At 44.5% G+C, this 1,082-nt stretch carries 1 protein-coding gene and 1 pseudogene; both read left to right on the top strand.

All coding sequences use genetic code 11. The annotated features are described in order from the left end of the window. The coding region (locus tag R7E42_RS25335; protein WP_318073282.1) for a rhodanese-like domain-containing protein at nucleotides 1–388 on the top strand (388 nt) is incomplete at its 5' end. A gap of 21 nt (nucleotides 389–409) precedes the next feature. Continuing rightward, a pseudogene (locus tag R7E42_RS25340) lies at nucleotides 410–1,082 on the top strand (PDC sensor domain-containing protein); the annotation flags it as partial.

Raw genomic sequence — 1,082 nt, forward strand, 5'->3', positions numbered from 1 at the left:
AAATGCATCTTTGGACGCAAATGCAGTATTAGAGTACTCAAACAATTGCAGCGCGCCTATTGTTGATGCTCGCTCACGAGCGCGCTTTTTTGGTGAAGTGCCTGAGCCAAGAGAAGGATTGCGCAGTGGCCATATTCCAAACTCGTTGTGCCTGCCTTTTCAAGAACTGCTGGATAACGGTTACATCAAACCGAACTCAGAATTGAAACAAGCATTTAGCGAACTGTCGCTATATAATGACAATTCAATCATTTTCAGCTGTGGCTCAGGTGTGACTGCCTGTATTTTATTGTTGGCAGCTCATCAACTAGGCTTACGCAACTTATCTGTTTATGACGGTTCATGGACAGAATGGGGTGCAGACTGCTCACTGCCAATTACGCGTTAAGCTAGGGGTTATCAAAACAATATGGTCGGATTAAAGAAGAACATTTGGACTCTTTACATGATGCTGCTCACCGTCAGTATCGTGACATTTTCGCTATTCGGCTATTACCACTACCAAGCAACGTTAGACAAATACAAAGACAAACAGCTCCTACAATTGGAGCTGTTTGCTTCCTCCGTTGAGTCACTTTTAAAAGGGCAAGAATCGCTGCTAGAAGTCGTTGGTCATCAACTGGTGGAGCAAAATAGCTTCACTCGTACCGCGGCCATTCAAACTCGCCCAATGTTAGATAAACTTCTCAACATTCATCCGGCGATCATCGGTTTTGGCTTGACCAATCCCAACGGCGACTACATTTCCGTTAGCTCGAACTTGATTTTGGAAAAGCTACACAATCTCAAGCAAGATCCGCTGACCAGAGAGACCTTCCTTGAAGCGTTGAACTCCGATCGCATGGTGATCGGCAGAACCTACTTTATGGAAGCGCAAGATTCGTTAGTTATTCCCATTCGTAAAGCGATTCCAGATAAAAATGGCGTAGTACAAGCGGTAATGACCGCTGGCTTTAACATGAATACGTCGTCAGTGTTTCGTAACGACATTCATGCTAATGAACACAATCGCGTGTCCCTAATTAGAAATGACGGCTACCTTACGTTTAGCTCATCTGAAGACACCACGATCAAGGACTATC

Source organism: Vibrio sp. Vb1337 (assembly GCF_033338715.1).
In the GTDB taxonomy this organism is placed as follows: Bacteria; Pseudomonadota; Gammaproteobacteria; order Enterobacterales; family Vibrionaceae; genus Vibrio; species Vibrio alginolyticus.